Origin of the sequence: Cohnella cellulosilytica, assembly GCF_042431195.1 — a bacterium.
Classification (GTDB): Bacteria; Bacillota; Bacilli; order Paenibacillales; family Paenibacillaceae; genus Cohnella; species Cohnella cellulosilytica.
The window spans coordinates 103014-121143 of the sequence record NZ_JBHMDN010000018.1 but is presented as its reverse complement, the minus strand read 5'-3'; the positions used below and the strand labels follow the sequence as shown (position 1 = coordinate 121143).

The window sequence follows — 18130 nt, the reverse complement described above, 5'->3', positions numbered from 1 at the left end:
ACGACTGTCGGTTGAATCGGTCCCCGCGGACCGGCTCGCATATCGTCTCGACTCTATCATATCATCCGGCAGCGAAGTGTAGGAACGATAAGTTCCCCCGCAAAAACTAACCGTGTCGAATCTCGTCGAAGAAGTAGCCGTATTCCCCCAGCTCGTCCCTGGTAATCGCGCGATTCGTCTTGTCCAGCTCGTATTGGTACGCCTGAAGCACCTGCTTCATCCCGACGGCGTCCCCGCTCCCGCTCGCCAGAAAAGCCGCCGTAAGAGCGATGTTCTTGATGCTTCCGCCCGACATCTGCAGCTTGCGTCCGAGGAACCCGCAATCCAGATCGGAGGCAAGCGGCGTCTGCGGCGGGAAAATGTTCCTCCAGATCGCCTCCCGCTGCTTCTCGTCCGGAAACGGGAATCGGATCACGTAATTGATGCGGCGCAAAAAGGCTTCGTCCATGTTTTGCAAATAGTTGGTCGCCAGGATGGAAATCCCCCGGTACTCCTCCATTTTTTGCAGCAGGAAGGCAACCTCCGTGTTGGCGTTCTTGTCATGGGAATCCTTGACCTCGGAACGTTTGCCGAACAGGGCGTCGGCTTCGTCGAAAAATAAAATCGCGTAGCTCGACTGGGCCTCGTCGAAAATGTCGCGCAGGTTCTTCTCGGTCTCGCCGATGTACTTGCTCATAATTTGCGACAAATCGATTTTGTAAATTTCCATGTCCAGCTCGTTCGCGGCAATCTCCGCCGCCATCGTCTTGCCCGTGCCCGGCGGCCCCGAGAACAGCAGGCTGACCCCGGTGCCGTAGGAGAGCTTGCGCTCAAAGCCCCAGGACCCGTACACGGTATGCTTGAAGCGGATATGATTGCAGGCGTGCCGGAGCTTGTGGGTCTGCTCTTCGGGCAGCACGAGATCCTGCCAACGGTTTTTCGGCGACAGCCGCTTCGACTTGGCGGCCAGGTTATGGCTTAGCTGCCTGTAGCAGGCCTGAATCAGGTCGCTCCAGCCGACTTGCTCCCGGCCGCCGCCGGCCGCCCGCCACTGGGCCGAGGCGCGGGCCGCCTTCAGCGCGCTCGCGATCTGTCCCGGCTGGAAAACAAACCGCGAAGAGAGCGCCTCCCAATCGAGGCCGTCCTCCACCTCGTAGGCGCGCGCAAGAGCCCGCCACGCCTCGAGCCGCTCCTCCTCCCGCAGTCCCGGAATTTCCAGCTCCAGCCCGATCGCCCCGCGGCGGTCGAGCGAACGGCAAGGCGCCTCCGACAGCAGGAAGACGGTGCCCGGCTGCCGGGCCAGCCGTTCAAGCCAAGCTTGCTTGCGGCGTCTTGCGGCTTCTCCGTCGCTTGCCGGGAGAAAGCCGCAAAATACGGGAATCGCCTGCTGGATCGCCGCTTCGCGAAAAACGTCGTCCAGGGCGTCCGGTCCGCCCTCCTCCTCTTCCGGCAGCTTCGCCATGTCGACATACAGCAGCGCTTCGTCGAAGTGTACGCCGAGGTGGGCGACTTGCGTTCTTTTGCCCGTTCCCTCAGCCCCCCACAGGGAAACGATTAGCGGCGTTCTGCCGCTCTCGTCCTCTTCGACGCGGCTCGCCAGCCACTCGCGCAATTTCGTCTGAATGTCGAAATGGCCGAGCAGCGGCGGCGGCTCGGAGGAGGGGGAGACGAGATCCATATAGCGGGCCAGCGTCTCCGGCAAAGCGGCGGAATCGAGCGCAAAACGAACGATGCGCTCGTCCAGCCGGCAGAACCGGTTGAGGGTCGTGCCGTCCTTGCGCGCGCCGCCCGCCTCGCGCAGGAAATAGCGGTTCAGCAGCCCGTCGCCCCGCAGAATCCGCGCCGCCAGCCGGCGCTCGGCCTCGTCGGACGCGGCGAGAGCGGCCGCCAGATCGCGGCTCGGATACGTCGCGCCACGCTCGCCTTGCAGCAGCGCAAACGCCGATTCGTATTTCCGGTCCGCTTCGACGGCGAGACAGATCCATACCATTCTCTGCTCCAGCGCCGTCAGTCCGAACAGACGGGCCAAATACGGAATCGGCAAAAACGCGCCGTCCCGCTCTCCAAGCCGCGCGGCATGCTCCGCCCGGATGCGCGCGCGTTCCCATTGGAGCGACAGCTCCCGCTCGGTTCCGTCCTCCGGCTCTCCGGACGCCGGCCCGCCGGCTCGGGGACGAAAATCGCGCGCTGCCGGATTCGGGCCGAACGCATCCGCCGCGGACGCAAGCTCCCGATCCAGCCGCTCCCGGCGGTGCAGCATAAGGGCGATGCCCGCATCCAGCCATTCCAGCCAGCCTCGAACCGCTTCCGCTCCATCCCGATAAGGCGCGCCGGCTCCGGCTTCCGCCTCGGCGACTTCCGCTCTTGCGGCAATCCGCTCCATCTCGTTTCCCCCCGCTTAACGTATCTGTCCGCAACCGACTCTTAGGAGTTGAAAAACCGTTTGACGCGGGACATCAGTCCGCCGGCTTCCGTTTTCGGCTTGGCCGCTTCGGCCCGCTCCTTCTCCACCTGCTTGGCGCGTTCTTTGTATAACTTGTAATGCGGCGTATCCCCGCGCGTATGCGCGACCAGCCGCTTCATCTGTTCGTCGCTGTCGACCGTCGGCGCGCCGGCGCCCGGGCCCGCCTTGCTTTTGCCCGCCGCGACCAGCGCATGCCGCTGCTTCTCCAGTTCGATGAATTCGTCGACTCCCTCGTAGCCCCCGAATTCCTTCTTCCCCATCGCCTTTCGGGCTTCCTCGCGGGCTCTCGATTGGTTTACCTGCTTCCGCGAATCGGATGTCGCCAGATCGCCGATGAGTCCGGTCGCGGCGCTCACCGCGCCCGTCGCCACGCTCCCTCCGGGCACGAAGTCGCCCACCAGTCCCGTCACCGTGCCGATTCCCGCCTTGACACGATCGGCGGTTATTTTCGTCCCGACCGCCTTCGCCCGGGAGGACGCGCTCTCCTTGATCGTCTCGTTGCCCGACGTCGCCGCAATGCCTCTGAGCAAGTCGCGTTCCTTCACGTCGTACTTTTCGGCCATTTTCTGCTTAAGTCCTTTGCCCACCAAGGGAATCATGCCGACGGCGGTCTGCCCCGGATTTTGCACGACGTCGTTCACCGCGTTTTTGGCCTTCTGCGTGACGTCGAACGTCCCCGGCATCAGCCGCCTCTCGACCTGGTTCGTCCGAACGTCCTCTTCGAGATTCTGGTCCCGATCGCGGTTGCCGCTTCGTTCCCGGCTCCGGGACAAATCCCACTTCCCGTAACGGCTGTTCTCGATATGCTGGGGAAGATCGTACCATTTCGGGTTGTTGGCCGCGTCCGTCGTCTTCTGCACGCGGTCGTGAAACGCCTGATCGATTCCGCCGCCTCCCTGCGCATCCGCGGAAGCCTCCGCGGCCGGAACGGGAGCCTGCGCCGGGGTTTCCTCGACCTCTGCCGCGGCGGGCGGCGCTTCCGACGGGACTTCCGCAGGAGTCTCCGCGGCGGGAACGGGGGATTGCACCGGCGCTTCCTCGGCTTCCCGTTCCAATGAAGGCGTTTCCTCGGAAGCGGAGGTTCCTGCCGCATCCGTCTGCCCGGCCCCCGGTCCCGGTCCGCCTCCTCCCATTCCCATTCCCGGAAAAACGCGAACCGCTCCCTGGGCTTTCAGCCTCTCCAGTATCGCAGACTTGTCCGACTCCCGGCTCTCCTCTTCCGCTTGCTCCTGTTCCTGCGGCACCTCGCTGCTCCGGGACGACGAGCGGCTTCGCGAGACGCTTTCTTCCCCTTTGCGAGCTTCGATGGTTTTCGGCATTGGCGTCTATTCCTCTCGGCTATAATCAGTTTTACGTGGATTATACCAAACGCCAATAAAAGAATAATGAAAAAAATCGGGCAAACGGCATGCGCCGTTCCCCGATCTCGCCTAAAGAGAGGATTCCATTACCGAAATACGCGATTCAGCTCCGCCAGCAGCCCCTCGAAGATATACGACTTGGCCGTCTCGCCAAGTCGAAACGTTACATTCTCGGCGATCTCCCAATCCGCAAACCGGTAGATCATAATTTCCTTTGAGAATGGGTTCACGATCCAATACTCCTTCACTCCGCTCCTCATGTACAGATCGGCTTTGCGCAGCAGATCCTTGCGGCGAGTGCTCTCCGATAATATCTCCACAAGCAATGCCGGCACACCCTTGTAATACCCGTCTTCGGCGAGATGCTCTTCCAGATCGCAAATTATCATTAAGTCCGGCTGCACGACGTTGAGCTGCTCCAGTCTCTCGATTCGGCGCAGTTGGATATCGTACGGCGCGACGAACGGCCGGCACGACTTCCCTTGAGACCAACCATGAAAGATGACGGCCAGTTCCATCAGCGCCGTCTGATGGTCCGTTGTCGGCGACGCCATAGCGTAGATTTCACCGTCAATATATTCGTACCGCTCCTCGCTGCCGTCCTTCGACAGCGCCTGAAATTCGTCGAACGCGGCCTTCCGGCCGCCATGATTCCCGAATTCGTACGATGCCCTCCGCTCGGCGACGACTCCGGCGTCGCTCTCGCCCACCGCCGTCAGCCTGGCGATCTCCCGGCCGTTGCGCGTCACGATGACGTCTTCCTGCGCTGCGATAGCCAAGTATTTTCCGAAGTTGTTCTGCACCTCCGTAGAACTGACCTTCATGCGCTCACCTCTCCATCCGAAGTTGCACCCTAATCAGATTAGCTATATTAGCTAATCTAGCTAACATGAGTTTCGCATAGCGCTGTCCCTTTGTCAATCGTCGAACTTTCCGGAATCTCCTCCTGCAGTCCAAGCAACCTGATTGGAATTTGAATCTCATAAAAACAGAGGAAGCAACGATCGGAGGGGAAGCGCTTGTCCGAGCCCGGCGTGTCGATCATCACCTGCACGAATCGGCCCGAATTCTTCGCGAACATTCTGAGCAATTACCGGAATCAGCGCTACGAGCGCAAAGAATTGATTATCGTCGTCAACAAGGACAGCATCCGTCTGCGGGAATGGCGGAGCACAACCGCCGCCGATCCCCATGTGACCGTCTATCAAGTGCCGGAACGAATCTCGCTCGGCCAATGCTTGAACTGCGGAGCAAGCAGAGCCAAATATTCTCTTCTCGCCAAATTCGATCATGACGATTATTACTCTCCCTACTATTTAAGAGAGCAAGTCCGGGCGCTCCTGCGCACCGGAAGCCCGGTAGCGGGCAAGCACGCCTGCCTGGTCTATCTGGAAGCGAGCAATCGGCTGATTATCCGTTCTCCTCGGGAAAAGAACAAACGCGTTCGTTTCATTCAGGGAGGAACTCTGCTTTTTCGAAAGGAAGTCCTCAACCATGTGCGATTCCCGGATCTGTCGCTGGGCGAGGATGTCCGGTTTCTGCGAGGCTGCGCCAAAAAGGGCTATGCCATCCACGCAACTTCGCCCTACAACTACGTCTATATTCGCAGAAAAAACAAAAGCACGCATACCTGGAAGGCGAGCGACCGCCGCTTCCTGATCGGCAGCCAACCCGTCGCCGTGACGAAGCGTTACCGACGTTTTGCCGTGCGCAAGCTTTGAGGGGCAACGCAATGTTCCCGAGTGACAGAGCGACCTCGCGTTTAAAAGGGATTCCGGCGGAGATAAAATGAGACTGTTCCATAAGCCAGGGCAACTAAAATGATCGCAAAAAGAATGGGGATATATCTCCTGTAGAGCGAAGCGCCTGCCTCATACGGTCATGAAATTACCCTGTTACGGGTTAATCAATTCCTCATTTCATGACCGTATCAGCAGCGGAAGGAGATATATCCCCATGGTAATAAACGGATCATTTTATAGGGTTGATCCTCTAGTGGCTTATGGAACAACCTCTTATCGTTATTCGCGGGAAAGATAGACTTGCATGAGCATGACGACAACCTCCGCGCGCGTCGTCCGGTCCCGCGGAGCAAGGATGCCGTTGCCGCGTCCTTGCACGTAACCCGCCTTCAGAACGGAGGCGATCGCGGCTTCGGCCCAGTATGGAACCTCGCCACGGTCGCTGAAAGCCGCAAGTCCGGACAGCTCGGCTGAAGACAGATTCAGCGCCTTGGATAGAACGACCATCATTTCCATGCGGCTGATCGGCGCTTCCGGACGGAACGTGCCGTCTTCGTAGCCGGAGACGATACCCAGCCGTCTGGCGGCATTCGCGTAGGGGACTCCCCACGCAGGAATGCGGTCCGCATCGTTGAAGGAGGAAGCCGCCGCTTCCCGATCTTGTTCGTCCATGTCCGCGTCCAGCATCCGAAGCAGCATCGCCGTGAATTCCAGGCGGCTGACCGGCAGGTTCGGACGGAAGGTGCCGTCCGGGAATCCTGTCGTGACGCCGAAGGCTTGTCCGAGCGCTATCCACTGCTCCGCCCAATGCCCGCTTGCATCGCTGAAGACGGCTTCCGGCGTTGCTGGCACGGCGAAGACGGCGAATATGCCCAGACGGTCCGATTGCGCGACAATGCGTCCCTCCTGTCGTACCCCGCCAAGATCGAGCCACTGTCCATCGGCCGAATCGTATACGAAAAGCTTGGGTACCCAGCCTTCCGGCCATTTCGTCCGATCCAACCGGATTTCAACCGTTGCCTCCAGTGCTCCTCCGGAAGTCCGATTCGGCATCCAAGAGGCTTGGAACGCCGGGGACAGCCGCAATGCCGATGGCAGCTTCGGCGGCAGCCCCGCTTCCTTCACATCGATACGCTCCGCGTTCCCCATCAGGGCGAGCGGAATCGTGACGGTGAAGCCGTCTCCGAATTTGCCGCTGACATCGTCCGGCTGCTGCTTGCTCGGCTCTGCAGCCGGATCGGCAACCGGATTGGTTCCCGGATTCGGGTTCGGATCGGGGTCTGTTCCCGGATTCGTCCCGGGGTCCGTTCCGGGATCCGATCCCTCCGGCGCTTCGGCGCGTTGCAGCGTAATGACGTAGAGCTTCGATTCCACCCCGCCGCGCGCGGTCACTTGCAGCGTCACCGTGCCGGCCTCCGCCCCCAGCGCAATCGGCGCCGAAGTCGCGCCGTTCGTCAGGTACTTTCCGTCCAACTGCAGACTGGCCGTTGCGTCCGCCGTCTTGGGATGCAAAGTGAATTGTTCGACGCGATAAGGCAGCTCGATGCTATAGCTTTGCCTGTCCGCAGTGATCGGAATGGCAATCGAGCCGGGCATCTGCTCGGAATCGATCGTTAGACCGAGCAAGTCCGCGGATGACGCCCGCGATATTTCGAGAACGTATGACCGCATCGTCCCGTCATCCGCTTGAGCGATGAACGTGACCGGCGTCTTGCCGATCGGCAGACGTATCGGATAGTAGCCGTCCAGGTCCGCCTGCAACGCTTTCCCCTTCACTTGTACATATACGTTTGCCGTATTGGCCGCCGCGAGCGGCTCCAACCGGATTTCATCCACGCTATAGCCGACATTCGCGTGATACAGCGTCTGCTGCGGGTCGAACGACTCCTCGGGTTGGAGCACGACGGCGGGCTCCGTCAGATGCAGATGGATGCCGTCGAGCCCGGCTTGGGTATAGACGGCTCCGGTCACGGTCAGATGATACTTTCTCGTGGCGGAGGCAACGCCATCGGATAGACGCACCTGGATCGCATAATGACCGGGGACAGCCTCTGCAAATCCCCTGTCCTCATCAAAGATCAGACGACCTCCCTTGGATAGTACCATTCCGTGCGGTATTTCCGACTCGGGTCCCCAGTTCCAGCTATAAAAGTGTTCCGCGCCGCCGATTCCTTCAAATTGGAATTCATAGTCGCTGTAGACGGCAGCGGTTACGCTCGGCGTCACGATCGCCAGCGTCTCCGTGTCTCCGTATAAAGCGGATTCCGGCGGCGCCGCTTCCGATTCGTAACGTCCGTAATGCCCGTCCGGATTGGTGACGCCGATATTAATGACCACGTTGTCGTCCGGAGACAAGGCGTCTGCCAGCGTCGGTTCGTCAGAGGGGAGCCTGCAATCTTCGCCCCAGTAATCGCCTATGCATTCCGGCAGCGTATCGTCATAATTGTACAAATACATGTATCCTGTATATTCGCCATTGCCGTCCAAGTAACCGATCATTTCGTCCCGCTGCGCGCCTTCGACCTGGCAAGCGGCATCGCCCCCCGCACAGGCCAATCTGACATAGGAGTGATCGTCGCTGCGGAAAAATCGCACCCGGACCTGAGGATCGAAGCCGTCCGTGTCGACCAGACGCACCTTCTTCCCTTCCTCATCCACCAGTTCGACCTTCACATAGGCCCCTTGACCGATCAATAACGGCGCGTCCGGATCTCCGCCCTCGGGCAGCACCGTAACTTTCAGACGCAAACCGTCCTTCGGAACGCGCATTTCCTCCGGATATTCGAATATCGCTTCGGAACTCTCGCCGATGCCTCCGCGCGTCATGACATAGACGCTTTTCTTGCCTTCGCCGGGCGGCACGTACGTCTCCATCACCCACTTGCCGTCGGCCTCGGACCACTGCGTATAACCGCCCAGCGTCTGCTTGCCCCCGACATAAGCAATCGCATCCTCGGCAAAGTGGTCCCCATAAATCCTCAGCTTCGAATACCCGTTCACGAACTTCATTTTCCCGTACTCGTCCAGCTCGGGCTCGATCCCCGTAATAACCGGCTGCTTTGGCGGAATTGCACCTACCGCAATGCGCAAGTATTTGTACGGACTATAGCCGAGCAGACCTTCTCCCTGCGTCCAAATGTCGCCCGTTCCGCCGTACTCGTCCGGGTTGTCTACGGTTGCGGACAAAAACGCGTAATTGGATTCGCCGCAGCTGTAGCACGTCTGATTGCCGAATTTCTCCCATTGCCGATGGCCCGGATGCCAATAATACAAATCCAGATGCTCGTAAGCCAGCGGCGAGAACCGGAGCGTGAACGGAGCGGCGTTGGACGTATCTTTCCGCTTTAATTCATAGAAGGCGGTTCCTCCGCCCCAAGGCTCGAATACGCCTTCCGCAGGACCGGCCGGATTGCCGGTAAACTGACTGATATATAAAATGGTGCTGTTCGTCTGGATATCTCCGTAAGCATATGTCCCCGTTCCCGTAATTCCCGGCTCGGTAATGACGAAGCGGTACTGCTTCCACTCCGTCCGCGAGCCGAGCGGCGAGGAATCGGTCATCCTGACGACGGTCGTAAAGGTGCCGCTCTCGGCAAAGGAGCCGCTGATGACGCCGGTGTCGGGATCCAGCGCAAGCCCCGGCGGCAGGGCGCCGTCCACCCTCGTCGTATCGACTTCGAACGCGAACGGGCGCGTTCCGCCCTTGACCTTCTCCCCGAAGGACCGCTCGAAGAAATCTCCGACCTCGTATTCGAATTCCCACAGCCTGTATTCGTCCGCAAGCGACAGCGATTCGCGAATATCGAAGTTCACGGTCACACGTTCCTCGCTGTTCGGCAGCCGGATCGCAGCTTGGCTTATGCCGGAAACGCTTGGCGTTCCGCGGAACACCCCGAATCCCGCATCGAAGGTCACGCCTGCAGGCGGCTCCCCTTCGACCAGCTCGTAGCAGGCCCGAACGCCTTCCTCCGAACACTCGAAGGAAATCCATCTGTCCGTATTCGCGAATTCGATCGCATTGTTACTCGGGCCGAAGACGGTCTGGCCCGCCAGTCCGTCGTACCAGTAATCGCTCTGTTTCGCGATCGGCACGAACGGCACGATCTCGATCGCGCTAGTCATCTCGAAGCCGGAGCCGTCCTCCAGTCCGAACCGAAGGGCGTATTCTCCGGGACGATTGCCGGTATTCCACAGTTGATGGTGCATTCGCCCGTTCGCATCGGTGAGCAGATCCGTATCGTCCCAGATCAATCTGTTCTCGTCGTACTCGGCGTCCGGGCCGATCGTGACGGGAAGATTTTGCAGCTCGAGCGCGTTCCGCATCCTAAGCGTACGGTTAGGCAAAGGCTGCCCCCCGTCGACGCCGGCCGATCGCAGTTCGATGATCAAATCCGATCGGTACGGAATGCCCTCCTCGTAATGATCGATCAATTCGTTCGGAGTCAGCGTAATGAAGCTGTTGGCCGGATCGGCCGGCACCGGACGAACTTCTATCGTCGCCTTGGCAATCGGGATCTCCGATCCTGCGAGATTAGGGTCCGTCCCCTTATACGCAGCGTATACGAGCAAATGCGCCGTGTGAATGTCCGCTTGACCGAAATCGGCGTACTGGAGAGCCAGGTCGACGTTGCCATCCGCGTCCGGGGTCATTCGATGATCCGCATCCAACAGACGGAGCTTTCCGATCGGCCTCCAGACAACGTCCCAATCCGCGATATTTTCAGTGTAGCGATTCAGATTAAAACCGAGCCGGATCGTATCCTCCCCGTTCGCCACGAGACTCTGACGATCCTTGTCCGCCTCGGGCAGATCGTATGAGGAAATTTGTTTATCCTGGATATAGAGCAAACGCGCGTAGAGTTCGTCATAGGCGAACAAACCTCCTACGCCTTGCCAAGCGGCGGCGTCATCCGGCAGCGGCTCCTGCATGACGGGACCGAGCGTGCCTCCCGATACGTCGATGGAATACATTCTCGTAACGGACCCCTCTTGGCCGCTGCCCGTAATTAGAATGAAAAGCTTGTGCTCCTGCTTCGAATAGGCAAGAAACGTCATCTCCCCGTCGGCGACGCCAATGTTCTTATTCTCATCCGCCGTCTGCCAGCTCATCGTCCCCGGATCGAACAGCCAGATTCGGTCGTCGGGATCAAAGCCCCAATAGCCCGCTCCTTGCGAGTAATCGCTGCCGTACAGCACGACTTGGCCCAAATCCGGGACGTACAGCATCGAATCGGCGCCCGTTCGTCTGCCGGGATGGACCGTCGGCTGCAACAGCGTGAATTGTTTGCTGGACGGGTCGAAAACCCATGTTTCATCCGAAATCCCTCTTGCTCCCGCATTTTCCGTCTTGATTTTACCTCCGTGAACGAGCAGCCGCCCGTCGGGAAGCGCGGCCGTCAACGCATCGGCGACCGCCGTGCCGTACTCGGCTCCCGGCGTCGTTAAATGGTCGTCGCCGCCATCGTCCAGCAGGACCAGCCCATTCGCCTTATCCAGCTTATAGACGGCGCCGCGCGACTCGTTCCACCAGGGTGTGGTATGCTCGCTTCCGCCAAACAGATACATCCAGCCTTCCTCTCCCGCAGAACTCGGATCGTAGTAGGCCATCGAGGTGTAATACGGATAAGGCAGCGGACCTCCCGGCATCGTTTGCGCCGTCTGCCATTGCAGCGAGAATAGGCCGCCCGGCGTTGCCGCGATCAATTCCCGCAGCCCTTCATGCCATGCGATATCGCCGTAAGTCATGTCGTACAGCGCGGCATTCGAGCGCAACGGCTGATTGACCGTCCAACGATGGGCGGCCGCGATCGCCCTGCTGTCCACGCGAAGATGATGTTCCGTTACTACCTCGTACGATACTCCGTTTACCGCAGGCGTCATTTTAAAGATGTAGTCGCCCTTCGGAGCGTTATGGATCGTCAATACGCCCGTATTTTTGTTCAGTGTATACGCCGCCGCGGGCAGATCGCCGCTCAAGCTCCAGTTTACGTCGGCCATCGCGACCCCGTCGGGACCGGCCAGCTTGAATTGCTGCGTCCAGACTTGCCCCTCCACCAGGGTCGTGTCGACTTGCTCCGGGTATACTTTGGCAATCGGCAGCGTAAGCGTGAAGTCCTTCTTCGCGCTTGCCGCATCCGTTCCGACGAGTTTGACGACGAAATCGCCTTCCTTGGCGGCCGGCGTCCCTTCCAGCCGGTACAGATTCGCTCCGGTCGAATCGGTTCCGGTCTTCTTGAAGCCGATCCCCTGCGGCAATAGTCCGCTTGTCTTCAACTTACTCGAACCGCCTACGCCGCCGAGCACTTTAACAGTCCCCCCTGCGTACGGCGCATCACTTACCGCCAGCGGCAGCTTGCTCGTTCCATTGCCCTCGGCATCTGCGAGTCGCATCTTGGACGAGATGACGCTTGGCGGGAAATAGATGCCTTCCCCTTCGCCCAATTCGCTGCTGCATCCGTACTTATCGAACGCCTTGTTGCCGTCCTCATCCATGCACTGGATGCCGCCCAACTTTTCCGCTTTCAACTGAATATTGAACGGAAGCTCGATCATCCATACCGGCAGCCTGAACTCGGTGCCGATGCCGAATTTCTTCGCGCTGATCGAGGCCTGCACGACATATCCGACCCGAATGCTCGGCTCGTACACGACGTCAAAATTCAATGTCCCTCCTTCGGTAATCGCAGGCGCGGCTTCACCCGGCAGAACATCAGGCACGGACAAGGCAAGCGCATCCCAGGGATACAGCTCGAAATCGTAAGCAATCGGCATGGCCGGGTTGCTTGAGACACGGTCGTATTCCTGAATTTTTTCGACTAGCAGACCATTGTCGCCCGTAATATGCGTCAGCTTCGGAAAATAGCCGTAGGCGACGACAATCGGCTGGAAGACGAAGCCCATAGACAGAATGCCCGCCTCGAAGAAAGGAACGCGAACCCCGATCGAGTCCTCGGAAAACATATCGAACGTACAGCCGGTAAGTCCGCAGCTGAATGCGCTCGCGTTCAGACCGATCTCGTCTTTAACCCCGATCGCCGCAGACTGACCTTCCAGAGGCGGCGCTTTCTTGCCGCTGACCCCCATGCTGGAGACGAGGCCCGTTCCCGTCAAACCGCCGACCAGCTTGTTCAGATCGACCCGGGCATCGAAATCGTATCCGAGAATCGAGCCTTCGAAACCTACGGACATCCGCAAGCCGACCTCGCTGTAGAACGACCAATTGTTTTTCGGCTTCTGCGGAACGACATTGACCTTCACGATCGACTTCATCCGATCGACTCGTTCGAATCGCTCCGCGGCCGTCTCGCCCGGCAAGAACGGTTCGATAAACTCCATCTGCGGCACCGGCTTCGTCAGCTTGGTCTGCACCTCGAACGGCCAGTTCCAGCCGACGTCCAGCCCTGCGGAATATTCGAAGAAAATCGAAATGGACAGCGCTCCGACTCTCAGGGCCGGAAAGTCCTTCCTGCCGCTATTTGCCTTGTCGTACGCGCCCGAGATTGTCGTAAATCGTTTAATCACGTCCGGGCTGCCCGGTGTCGGATAGGAATTGCCGCCGGACGGATCGCTCAGAATGCTTACGCTCGGCGAACCGGTCGAATCCGTCTGCTCGGAAAACGCGGAATCCGCAGCCGCGTTCCCCATAAATTCGTCGACCATCATCGCGTCTCCGGCCGGTTCCTCGACCGGCTCCGCCGCCTGCAAATCCCCGATCACCTGCGCCTCGAGCCGGTTGCCGGTCGCATATCCCGCAACTACGACCGCCGTTCCGGGGACGAGCATGCCGGAGTTGTCCGCCGTGACGACTTCGGTATCCTTGCGAACCGCAACGCGAATTAGATTCCGCTCGTCTCCGTCGGAATACGTTGCTCCCCTATAGGACACTTCGATCGGCGATGCGGATACGACATATTCCCCCTCCGTCGCCTCTCTGACCGTGCCGAACAGCATCGTCTGCTCGCCGGAGCGGTCGATCCACTCGTCGCTTGCCTGCGCCGCATGCGCGGCGGAAGCCGTTGGATTCAACGGCATCGTTCCTATCAAAGTCGAGACAAGCAACAACAAGGACATCCATCTGAACATATGCGTTCGTTTTCTCATCATTTGCCTCCCTCTCCATGAACAGACCTCGCCCTCTATCAACCAGCCTACCAAAACCGGATCGGGCGCTATAGATATAGAACGTCACATAATAAAAGACGCCACATGACTATCGTCACATGACGTCTCCCGCAGCTTCATCTCCGAAGGGTTTCGAGATAGGCCTCCGTTAAAATCTTGATGACTTCCGCGCGCGTCGCGGGGGTCAGGGGCTCCAAATTTCCGGCACCGCTGCCTTGGACGTATTTGGCTTCCAACAATGCAGCCATAGCGGAAACAGCCCATTCGGGAACTTCATCCTTGTCGCGATAATCTTCCAGCAGCGCCGGATCGGCTTCCGGCAACCGCATCGTCCGTTGCATCATCGCTATCATTTCCGCTCGAGTCAGCGTCGCATGAGGACGGAAGGTACCGTCGGGGTAGCCTTGCACGATGCCGGCCTCCAAGGCGGCAAGGGCATATTCCGCCCCCCAATCCGGCATGTCGCTCCAGTCCGAGAACCGCTGCTCCGCGCCGACTCTCCTTCCCTCCGCATCCGAAAGCTCCCGGCTCGTCAATCTCAGGAGCATGGAAGTAAACTCCAACCGATTGACCAACTTCTGCGGCCTAAAGCTCCTGTCCGGATAGCCTCCCGTCAACCCCAGAGCCGACCCGAGTTCAATCCATGGAGCCGCCCAGTGCCGGTCGATATCGACAAACCCGGCATCCGTCGCCGTTTCTTTGTCCCGAACCAAAAATCCCGCGAATATGCCCAAACGATCGGACCGGGCCTTGAGATAGCCGTTCTGCCGTTCGCCGCCGAGATCGATCCACTCCCGCTTCCGCTTATCGAATAGGAACAGTCTTGGCTCGTAGCCCTCCGGCAGCCTTGAATCCGCGTTAAGCCGCAGGTATACCGCTGCCGTAGAGTTAACGTTATCCAACAATTTCGAAGAATCGACAACCTCATAGCCTGCCGTTATCCGCCATAATCCAGGTTCGGCAGCAGGAGCTTCCGCTTGATTCACGGACAGTTCGGGCATCCGATCCGCAGAATAATTCCCGGCCATGATGCGGAATATCCCTCCGAAGTCCGCTGCCGCTTCGCTCAGAGCCGGTTCGGCCGGAATCCATCCGCCCCCGGAAGGGCTCCCTCCCGATCCGGACGAAGATGCCGCCGGAGTCGCTGCGGTCGAATCGGAGAATTCGCTGGTACCGCCGGCATTGAAGGCCGTCACGGCAAAACTGTAGCTCGTTCCGTTCGTCAGGCCCGTAACCGTATAGGCCCTATCCTCTATATTCGATTGAACGAGTTCCCATAGTCCGGGATCGGCCGGAGCCGTTAAGCCCGCGTACCGGTATACGGAATAAGTTACGGAGCCCGCGGCCGCGGAATCGTCCCAGCTTAGCGCGACGGAACGATCGACCGCTCTGGCGGTCAGGTTAAACGGCGCAGCCGCCGGTGTCATAAGAGTATAGCGCTCGCTCATCACTTCGCTGTCGGCAATGCCTGGCGCCGCGGCGATCGCTTTAATCGTCGTTTCGGCCGTAATCGGAATCGGCTCCGCGTAGATCGCGCTGCTTGCGGTCGGATAACTGCCATCCGTCGTATAGTAGATCGTTGCGCCGGGCGCGGCCGTCGACAGGACGACAAACGTTCCCGGCACTATTACGCCGCCGGACGGCACGGCAACAGGTGCGGCCGCCTGCGGTCGGATCGTGTAGCGCTCGCTCATCATCGCGCTTTCTTCGATCCCGTCCTTGCGGGCCGTGGCCTGAATTGTCGTCTCGTCCGTGATGCGGATCGGTCCCGTGTACGCTGCGCATTCGAGAGTCGGATCGCTGCCTGTCCGCGTACAGTAGGCAATCGACGCCCCCGGCGTCTCCGTCGTTAACGTAACAGTCGTCCCGCTCAGCACTTCGCCGCCCGTCGGCGAAGCAGCAGGACTGGCCGCAGCGGCCGTGTAGAATTCGGTCATCACTTCGCTGTCTCTTGTGCCTGCCTTTAAGGCGATAGCTTTAATCGTCGTATGAGCCGTGATCGGAATCGGCCCCGTGTAAGCCGCGCTGCTCGCAGTCGGAGCGCTGCCGTCCGTCGTATAGCGGATCGTAGCGCCCGGCGTCGCGGTCGTTAACGCAACGGTCTCTCCGAACAAAATGCCGCCGCCCGCCGGTACGGCCGTCGGCGCGTCCGCTTGCCGCGGCATGACCGTTTGGCTTATTTTGAAATACCGCGGCGCCATGTTATCCGCTTCAACCGCGACTGTCGCTTCGTACGTTCCGACGGCCAATCCCTCGTTTGCCCGAATCGTAAATGTTGTCGTCGGCAGCGAGTCATTCAACGTTCGGTCAATCGGCTGCGTAAGCGCAAAGCTGTCCGAACTCCCGCCGCTTATCCGAACGCTCAGATTGTTCAAATCGCCCGCTCCCGCTCGTTTCACCGTGATCGTTTTCGTTTCCCGGGAGCCCGAATCGTATCCGAATTCCAGCTCCGCCAAGGTTTGATCAGCGAAGCCGTCGATTCCATGAATCGGATAAGCCATAATTGTAGCTTTGTAGTCGTTCCACATATCCCGGTAAGCCGCATAGAGCATCCCCCCTCCGGCGGAAAGAGAGAGGTAGGAGGATTGGCTTTGCGAAATCGCCGTTTGTCCGACATCTGCCCAGGCGTTTCCGTCAAACATTTTCACCGTTGCTTTCTTGTTATTCCCGCCGTCATCGTACGCCACGTACGGAACTCCGTTATTGATGTCCAGCGAGAGATAGGTCACGCCGCCCTGCGAAAATCCGGCCTGCCCCACGTTCTCCCATACGTTTCCGTCAAACCTTTTCACCGTCGCCCTGCCGCCGTTCGCTTGGTCTAAATAGGCCACATACGGAATGCCGTTATACACCTTGATCTTCGTATTCAAGGCCGAACCGTCCGAAAAGCCCGCTTGGCCTAGGGGGTTCCACGCGCTTCCATCAAACTTCATCACTGTCGCCTTGTCGGATTTATAATCCTGGTAGACAACATAGGGATCTCCCCCATACACGGACATTGAAACGGTCAAAGCTCTGTCCGCCGAAAAGCCCGCCTGCCCTACAACGTCCCAATCGTCTCCGTTCAAGCTTCGCACGGTCGCTTTATAATCGCTATCCTGATAAGCCACATACGGCGTACCTTCATAAACCTCCAATGCAATGTTGTAGCTGGAAACGGAATTGTCCACATACCCCAAACTCCCCAAAGTGTCCCAAGTCAACGTCGATCCGTTGTACCTTTTGGCGATCACCTGCCGAAGGGTTTCGTCATAGTAGGCTACATACGGCGTTCCGCTGTAGAGGAATAAAGAAATGCAGTCGGCTATGCCCGCTGAAATTCCGTTACTGCTGCCTACGTACTCCCAAGTCGACTCGCTGTATTTGCGCACGACCAATTTATTGTTCAAACCTCTGTCCGTATAGGCAACATAAGGGGTATCCCCGTATACACTGGTTGCGACCGTCGACCTCTTGTTGGTGACTGTTCCAACCGAAATTCCGGGAGTTCCTACCACTTCCCAATTGGCGCTGGCGGCGGCATAAGCCGTATGAAAACCCGCGAAAAGTTGAACCGTCGGACCTCCTTGCAAAATAAGCAAAACCGCCATGGGCCCCGCTATTTTTCGTATAAATTGCCTCATTGCCATTCCTCCCGCGCTGCATTCGGAAACGAAGGGCCCGCTCCCTCGTCCTCTATCAACCAGCCTACCAAAACCGGATCGGGCGCTATAGATATAGAACGTCACATAATAAAAGACGCCCTATGACTATCGTCACATGACGTCTCCATGAGCCTAACTTTTACCGGAATTCAAAACTGTCCGCCGAGCCGTTTGCGAAGCCAGGCCGTCGCTTCTCCCCTGTGGGAAACTCGCATCTTCGCATAGCACCCGACCAAATAATTTTTTATCGTCCCTTCGCCCAGAAACAGCGCGTTCGCGATCTCCCGATTCGTCCTCCCCTCCAGCAGCATGTCCAGGATTTCCCGTTCCCTGTCAGTGAAGGATACGCCTAGGTTATCCCAGCCGTTCCCGTTCGAATCCGCACCCGCCGCGGCTTGCTCCAGAGCGGTCGCCAGCATCGGCCTGACGGCCGCCGGATAGCTGATTCTTCCCGACAGACAATCTTTCATGATCAGCATCATCGGATCGAGCTCCATATCCTTCAACAGATAACCGCTGGCCCCCGCCTTGATCGCTTCCTCGATATATTCCCCGTCCGAGAAGGTGGTCAGCATCACGATGCATATTCCCGGAAAACGCTGCTTCAGAATTCGAGCGGCGGCTAGCCCGTCCATGTTCGGCATATGAATGTCCATCAGAACGAGCTGCGGCCGTTCGCGCGCGACGACTTCGATCGCTTCCGCTCCGTCGGAGGCGGTGCCTGCCACCTCGAAATCCGCTTCCGCTCCCAGCATTGCCGCGAGTCCGTTGCGGATGATGGGCTGATCGTCCGCAATAACGAGCGTAATGGCAGACATG

At 58.9% G+C, this 18130-nt stretch carries 7 protein-coding genes; 1 reads left to right on the top strand and 6 read right to left on the bottom strand.

Going from position 1 to position 18130, the window contains the following annotated elements:
- Window positions 1–106: 106 nt before the first annotated feature.
- The 3 genes from ACFFT4_RS14820 to ACFFT4_RS14810 all read right to left on the bottom strand — a co-directional run bounded on the left by ACFFT4_RS14820 (window position 107) and on the right by ACFFT4_RS14810 (window position 4628).
- Window positions 107–2362, bottom strand: a complete 2256-nt coding sequence (locus ACFFT4_RS14820) for an AAA family ATPase (protein ID WP_378048854.1) — start codon at window positions 2360–2362, stop codon at window positions 107–109.
- 41 nt (window positions 2363–2403) lie between these two features.
- Window positions 2404–3762: a hypothetical protein gene (locus ACFFT4_RS14815; protein ID WP_378048852.1), complete on the bottom strand. Its 1359-nt coding sequence runs from the start codon at window positions 3760–3762 to the stop codon at window positions 2404–2406.
- 128 nt (window positions 3763–3890) lie between these two features.
- Window positions 3891–4628 carry a type II toxin-antitoxin system prevent-host-death family antitoxin gene (locus ACFFT4_RS14810; protein WP_378048850.1) on the bottom strand — a complete coding sequence of 246 codons (738 nt, stop codon included), beginning with the start codon at window positions 4626–4628 and terminating at the stop codon, window positions 3891–3893.
- A 195-nt stretch (window positions 4629–4823) separates the two neighbouring features.
- Here ACFFT4_RS14810 and ACFFT4_RS14805 point away from each other — a divergent pair, with 195 nt between their 5' ends.
- On the top strand, window positions 4824–5525 hold the full coding sequence (locus ACFFT4_RS14805; protein WP_378048848.1) for a glycosyltransferase family 2 protein: 702 nt from the start codon (window positions 4824–4826) through the stop codon (window positions 5523–5525).
- Window positions 5526–5825: 300 nt separating this feature from the next.
- On the opposite strand, the gene ACFFT4_RS14800 is transcribed toward ACFFT4_RS14805, so the two are convergent.
- The 3 genes from ACFFT4_RS14800 to ACFFT4_RS14790 form a co-directional block, all read right to left on the bottom strand.
- On the bottom strand, window positions 5826–13646 hold the full coding sequence (locus ACFFT4_RS14800; protein ID WP_378048846.1) for an S-layer homology domain-containing protein: 7821 nt from the start codon (window positions 13644–13646) through the stop codon (window positions 5826–5828).
- Window positions 13647–13783: 137 nt separating this feature from the next.
- Window positions 13784–17290, bottom strand: coding sequence for a chitobiase/beta-hexosaminidase C-terminal domain-containing protein (locus tag ACFFT4_RS14795; RefSeq protein WP_378048844.1), 3507 nt, complete (start codon window positions 17288–17290; stop codon window positions 13784–13786).
- Between the two features lie 170 nt (window positions 17291–17460).
- Window positions 17461–18129 carry a response regulator gene (locus ACFFT4_RS14790; protein ID WP_378048842.1) on the bottom strand — a complete coding sequence of 223 codons (669 nt, stop codon included), beginning with the start codon at window positions 18127–18129 and terminating at the stop codon, window positions 17461–17463.
- Window position 18130: the final 1 nt, after the last annotated feature.

Excerpts from the sequence above, each read along its gene's own strand:
- ACFFT4_RS14820 (WP_378048854.1), bottom strand. The coding sequence starts at position 2,362 with ATGGAGCGGATTGCCGCAAGAGCGGAAGTCGCCGAGGCGGAAGCCGGA.
- ACFFT4_RS14815 (WP_378048852.1), bottom strand. The coding sequence starts at position 3,762 with ATGCCGAAAACCATCGAAGCTCGCAAAGGGGAAGAAAGCGTCTCGCGA.
- ACFFT4_RS14810 (WP_378048850.1), bottom strand. The coding sequence starts at position 4,628 with ATGAAGGTCAGTTCTACGGAGGTGCAGAACAACTTCGGAAAATACTTG.
- ACFFT4_RS14800 (WP_378048846.1), bottom strand. The coding sequence starts at position 13,646 with ATGAGAAAACGAACGCATATGTTCAGATGGATGTCCTTGTTGTTGCTT.
- ACFFT4_RS14795 (WP_378048844.1), bottom strand. The coding sequence starts at position 17,290 with ATGAGGCAATTTATACGAAAAATAGCGGGGCCCATGGCGGTTTTGCTT.
- ACFFT4_RS14790 (WP_378048842.1), bottom strand. The coding sequence starts at position 18,129 with ATGTCTGCCATTACGCTCGTTATTGCGGACGATCAGCCCATCATCCGC.